Source organism: Kitasatospora sp. NPDC093558, from assembly GCF_040683475.1.
Taxonomy (GTDB): domain Bacteria; phylum Actinomycetota; class Actinomycetes; order Streptomycetales; family Streptomycetaceae; genus Kitasatospora.
In genome coordinates, this window is record NZ_JBFBDY010000439.1 from 1 (window position 1) to 5,304 (window position 5,304).

At 74.0% G+C, this 5,304-nt stretch carries 6 protein-coding genes; 5 read left to right on the forward strand and 1 reads right to left on the reverse strand.

Features of this window, described 5'->3' with window-relative positions:
- A partial coding sequence (locus AB0O00_RS28475) for a hypothetical protein (RefSeq protein ID WP_363656521.1) occupies positions 1-482 on the forward strand: 482 nt, incomplete at its 5' end.
- Here the strand turns inward: AB0O00_RS28475 and AB0O00_RS28480 are convergent.
- Positions 473-727, reverse strand: a complete 255-nt coding sequence (locus tag AB0O00_RS28480; protein WP_363656523.1) for an antitoxin — start codon at positions 725-727, stop codon at positions 473-475. The genes AB0O00_RS28475 and AB0O00_RS28480 overlap by 10 nt on opposite strands.
- 167 nt (positions 728-894) lie before the next feature.
- On the opposite strand from AB0O00_RS28480, the gene miaA reads away from it, so the two are divergent.
- From miaA to AB0O00_RS28500, 4 genes are all read left to right on the forward strand, one after another.
- Complete coding sequence (gene miaA / locus AB0O00_RS28485) at positions 895-1,845, forward strand: tRNA (adenosine(37)-N6)-dimethylallyltransferase MiaA (protein WP_363656525.1); 951 nt, start codon at positions 895-897, stop codon at positions 1,843-1,845.
- A 227-nt stretch (positions 1,846-2,072) separates the two neighbouring features.
- A complete protein-coding gene (locus AB0O00_RS28490; RefSeq protein ID WP_363656527.1) occupies positions 2,073-2,582 on the forward strand; it encodes a hypothetical protein in 510 nt (169 codons plus the stop codon).
- A 56-nt stretch (positions 2,583-2,638) separates the two neighbouring features.
- Complete coding sequence (gene dapF / locus AB0O00_RS28495; RefSeq protein ID WP_363656529.1) at positions 2,639-3,547, forward strand: diaminopimelate epimerase; 909 nt, start codon at positions 2,639-2,641, stop codon at positions 3,545-3,547.
- Between the two features lie 165 nt (positions 3,548-3,712).
- Positions 3,713-5,304, forward strand: a 1,592-nt coding sequence (locus tag AB0O00_RS28500) for an HD domain-containing protein (protein WP_363656531.1), incomplete at its 3' end; no start/stop codon positions are given.

The following is a 5,304-nucleotide window of genomic DNA, read 5'->3' on the forward strand; positions in this document are numbered from 1 at the left end:
GGCTGCCCGGCGGCCGGGTCGAGGGGCCGGAGCTCGCGCCCTCGCTGACCGTCGGCGCGTGGCTGCTCGAACGCGCCGGGGTGACCCTGCCGACGCACGCCTGCGCCGTGCCCGAGGACGCCCCCGCCGACCGCATGCTCGGGCTGGGCCAGGGGCTGGCCGGGCTGGCCGACCGGGTCGCCCTGCTGGTCCTCGGCGGCGGCAGCGCCTGCCGCACCGTGAAGGCGCCCGGCTACCTGGACGAGCGCGCCGAGGACTACGACGCGGCGCTGGCCGCCGCCCTGGGCGCGGCCGACCTGCCCGCCCTGGCCGCGCTGGACCCCGCCCTGGCCGCCGAGCTGAAGGCCGACGGCCGGGCGCCCTGGCAGGTGCTGGCCGGCGCCGCCGAGGGCGCCGGCCTCACCGCGCGGCTGGGCTACCAGGACGCGCCGTACGGCGTCGGGTACTTCGTGGCGTCCTGGAGCCGAGGCACTCAGGCCTGAGGGGCCTGGGGGTCCGGGCCCCCGTCGTCCGGCTTCGGCTTGTGGGCGAAGTCGTCGACCGCGCCCTTGGCCTTGGTCGCGCCGTGCTCGATCTTGTCGCTGTACTTGCCCTTGGTCGCCTTGTCGATCGCGCCGCCGGCCTTGTCCACCATGTGCTCGATCTGTTCGCTGTGGTCACCCGCCAGCTTGCTGGCCTTCTCCTTGAGCTCCTCGGCCTTGCCCTTGAGGTTGTCCATCAGACCCATGGCGATCTCCTTCCATCCCTGTTCCCTGCACAACGTCCGGGAGCGGTAAAGCGTTCGCAAAACGGGCTCAGCTGCGGAAACGGCCGGAAACAGTCATATCGTCGCGCAATCGGAGGCGAGTGGCAGCCCGGTGCCCGGCGCGGCGGCGGTTTTGCGAGACTGGAGCGGTGAGCAGCTCCCGCACCGTCCAGCCCCCCGTCGTGTCGATCGTCGGGGCGACCGCCGCCGGCAAGTCCGACCTCGCCGTCGCCGTCGCCCGCAGCCTCGGCGGCGAGATCGTCAACACCGACTCGATGCAGCTCTACCGGGGCATGGACATCGGCACCGCCAAGCTCACGGCGGAGGAGCGCGGCGGGATCCCGCACCACCTGCTGGACGTCTGGGACGTCACCGAGGCCGCCAGCGTCGCCGAGTACCAGCGGCTGGCCCGCGCCGAGATCGACCGGCTGCTCGCCGCCGGGCGGGCCGCGGTGCTGGTCGGCGGCTCCGGGCTGTACGTCCGGGCGGCGATCGACGAGATGGAGTTCCCCGGCACCGACCCGGCGGTCCGCGCCCGGCTGGAGGCGGAGCTCGCCGAGGCCGGCCCGTACGCGCTGCACCGGCGGCTGGCCGGGCTCGACCCGGCGGCGGCCGAGGCGATCCTCACCGGCAACGGGCGGCGGATCGTCCGCGCGCTGGAGGTCATCGAGATCACCGGGCAGCCGTTCACCGCCAACCTGCCGAGCAACACCGCCGTCTACGACGCCGTGCAGATCGGCGTCGCGGTGCCGCGCCCCGAACTGGACGAGCGGATCACCCTGCGCGTCGACCGGATGTGGGAGGCCGGACTGCTCGACGAGGTGCGCGCGCTCGAACGGGTCGGCCTGCGCGACGGGAAGACCGCCTCCCGGGCGCTCGGGTACCAGCAGGTGCTCGACCACTTCGCCGGCGCGTGCACGGAGGACGAGGCGAGGGCCGAAACCGTACGGGCCACCAAGCGCTTCGCCCGCCGCCAGGAGTCCTGGTTCCGCCGGGACGACCGGATCCACTGGCTCTCCCGCCCGGCCGGCACCGACCCGGTCGAGCTGCTGGAACGTTCCCTTGAGCTGATCGACCGTCAGCGGGTACCGGCCGCGTAGGCGGGATCCGGCCACTTCGGCGGTGCAGCTGCGCGAGCACGTGGCCGTGCAGGACCAACCGGGGGTTACGGCCCGATCACGTGATGGCCACGGATCACCCGCCGACCCCGGAGAGGCCCGGAACGGCCCTCTGGACATGCCATCATCGATGTCATAAGGGGTCGGCCCGGGCGGGCCGGCCGTACCGGCCGCGAGTCCGCTCGTGTCGAACTGTCAGGGGAGGCCGTGTGTCGACGGGTACCGGCCCCGAGTCCGGCCAGAGCGGGAGCGTCACCGCACCGGCCGACGAGTTCGACGAGTCGACGATGGGGGACCTCCCCGTGCTGACCGGCCTGGACGCACCCACCTCCTACGCCGTCGCGCTGCCGAAGCTGGACACCAGCGGCCCGGCCGGCGCGGTGCACGAGCGGGAGATCCGGCCGCTGCGCCGGCTGCGGTGGTGGCAGACGCTGCCGATCGCGCTGCTCGGCACCCTCGGCTCGCTGATGTTCAGCTTCCCGCTCGCCTTCGGCTCCGCCGGGGCGCGGGCGACGATGGTCGGGATGCTCGGGCTGCTGTTCACCGCCGCCTCGGTCGGCTGGGGCGCGATGGCCGCCCGGCACGCCGGCTACAAGTGGCCGGGCCTGCCGCGCCGGGGCTCCGGGAAGCGGGCCGGGTGGAAGGCGATCGTCGTCTACACGCTGATCGCGCTGGCCGCCTGCGCCCTCGCCGTCTGGCGCGTCGCCCACCTCCGGTAGCCCGGAGGGTCGACCGCCTTCGGTGGGTCCCCACTCTCCTCAGTACCATCGGAGGGGTGAGCGCATCCTCTTCGCAGCGGGCCGGCATCCCCTTCCTCAAGGGGCACGGCACCCAGAACGACTTCGTCATCGTCCCCGACCCGGACGGCCGGCTGGCGATCGGCCCGGAGGCCGTCGCCGCGCTGTGCGACCGCCGGGCGGGCATCGGCGGGGACGGGCTGCTGCGCGTCGTGCGCTCTGCCGCCGAGCCGGCCGCCGCGGACCTCGCCGACCGGGCCGAGTGGTTCATGGACTACCGCAACTCCGACGGCAGCATCGCCGAGATGTGCGGCAACGGCCTGCGGGTCTTCGCCCGCTACCTGGTCGAGGCCGGCCACGCCAAGCCCGGCGAGATCGCCGTGGCCACCCGGGCCGGCGTGCTGACCGCACGGGTCGCCGAGGACGCCGAGGACGGCACGGCCGGCGAGATCACCATCGACATGGGCCGCGCGAAGCTGCCCGGTCCCGACGGCATCGAGGTCGCGGTCGGCGAGCGGCGCTGGCCCGCGCTCAACGTCAACATGGGCAACCCGCACGCCGTCGCGTTCGTCGAGAGCCTCGACCACGCCGGCGAGCTGCTGCGCCCGCCGCTCACCAGCCCCGAGAGCGCCTACCCGGAGGGCGTCAACGTCGAGTTCGTGGTGGACCGCGGGCCGCGGCACGTCGCCATGCGGGTGCACGAGCGCGGCTCCGGCGAGACCCTCTCCTGCGGCACCGGCGCGTGCGCCGTCGCGGTGGCCTCGATCCGCCGGGACGGGCTCGACCCGGCGGTCACCGGCGAGGCCGCGACGTACACGGTGGACCTGCCCGGCGGGCGGCTGACGATCACCGAGCACCCGGACGGCCTGGTGCAGATGACCGGCGCGGCCGTGATCGTGGGGGCCGGCGAGATCGACCCCCGGTGGTGGGCGGCGCTGACCGGCTGACGGCCCGGTTTGCCCATTTCGTACGGTGACGAATCCCCCCGATCGAGTGATACCGGTCGCAGAGGGGAAGCGAGGCATCGCGCAACGTGCTGTGCTCGGTAGCATGGATCACCGGGTCGGCGCCCCTCGTCGGGGCGGCCGCCGGTGACCGTTGCCGGAGGTGCGATGACCATCGAAGCCGGGCAGCCTTTCGGGCCGCCGCCGACAAGCACGCGGCAAACCGGGGTCCTGCGGCCCTTAAGCGGACTGAGCCGGGCCGCGCTCGGCCGCGCCGGGCGGGCCGCCCTGCTGGCCACCGGCCGCCAGCCGGTGCCGGACGCGCTCGAACCGCTCGTCCGGGTCCACCGCGAGCATCACCCGCAGGCCGACCTCGGGCTGCTCGCGCGGGCCTACCGGCTGGCCGAGGCCAGCCACCGCGGGCAGAAGCGCAAGAGCGGCGAGCCGTACATCACCCACCCGCTGGCCGTCACCATGATCCTGGCCCAACTCGGCGCCGGGACGACGACGTTGGTCGCCTCGCTGCTCCACGACACGGTGGAGGACACCGAGTTGACGCTGGACCAGGTCGGCGCCGGGTTCGGGCCCGAAGTCGCCTACCTGGTCGACGGGGTGACGAAACTGGAGAAGGTCGACTTCGGCGCCGCCGCCGAGGCCGAGACCTTCCGCAAGATGCTGGTCGCCACCGGGGACGACGTCCGGGTGATGGTGATCAAGCTCGCCGACCGGCTGCACAACATGCGCACCATCCGGCACATGAAGCCGGCCAGCCAGGTGCGGATCGCCAAGGTCACCCGGGACGTGCTGATCCCGCTGGCCGAACGGCTCGGCATCCAGGTGCTCAAGGCGGAGCTGGAGGACATCGTCTTCGCCACCCTGCACCCCGAGGAGCACGCCCGCACCCGCACCCTGATGGCCGGTCACGAGGCCGAGCCGGACACCCTGCTGGAGCCGTTCGCCCGGCTGCTGGCCCGGCAGCTGGCCGAGGCCGGGGTGGCCGCCGAGGTCACCGTGCGGCCGCGGCACTGCGTCTCGCTGCACCGGGTGCTGCTCAAGCGGGCCGCCGCGCCCGGGCCGGACGGACAGCCGCAGCGGCCGCAGCCGGCCGACTTCGGGCGGCTGCTGGTGGTCGTCGAGGAGAACGCCGACTGCTACGCCGTGCTCGGCGAACTGCACACCTGCTGGACGCCGCTGCCCGGGGAGTTCAACGACTTCGTCGCCGCCCCCAAGTTCAACCTCTACCAGTCGCTGCACACCGCCGTGGCGCTGGAGGGCGAGGTCGTCGAGGTGCTGGTGCGCACCCGGCGGATGCACGAGGTGGCCGAGACCGGGGTGGTCGCCCTCGGCGACCCGGAGCCCGCCGCGGCCGTCCAGGACGCCGACGAGCTGGACCGCACCGACCCGGCCAGGCCCGGCTGGCTCAGCCGGCTGCTGGAGTGGCAGCAGGAGACGCCCGACCCGGACGCCTTCTGGTCGGCGCTCACCGCCGACCTGGCCGGGGACCGGGAGATCACCGTCGTGACGGAGTGCGGCGAAACGCTTCAGCTGCGGGCCGGCGCCACCTGCGTGGACGCCGCCTACCTGCTCGGCGAGGACACCGGCCACCGCTGCATCGGCGTCCGGGTCAACGGGCGGCTCACCGCGCTGTCCACCGTCCTCCAGGACGGCGACCTGATCGCCGTGCTCACCGAGACCGTGCCCGCCGGGGTGCCGTCCGACGGGCTGGCGTCCGACGGCACGCTGTTCGACGGGTTGCTGCT

What these genes read in the sequence shown, in the direction of transcription:
- AB0O00_RS28480 (WP_363656523.1), bottom strand. Translation starts at nt 727, where the DNA reads ATGGGTCTGATGGACAACCTCAAGGGCAAGGCCGAGGAGCTCAAGGAG.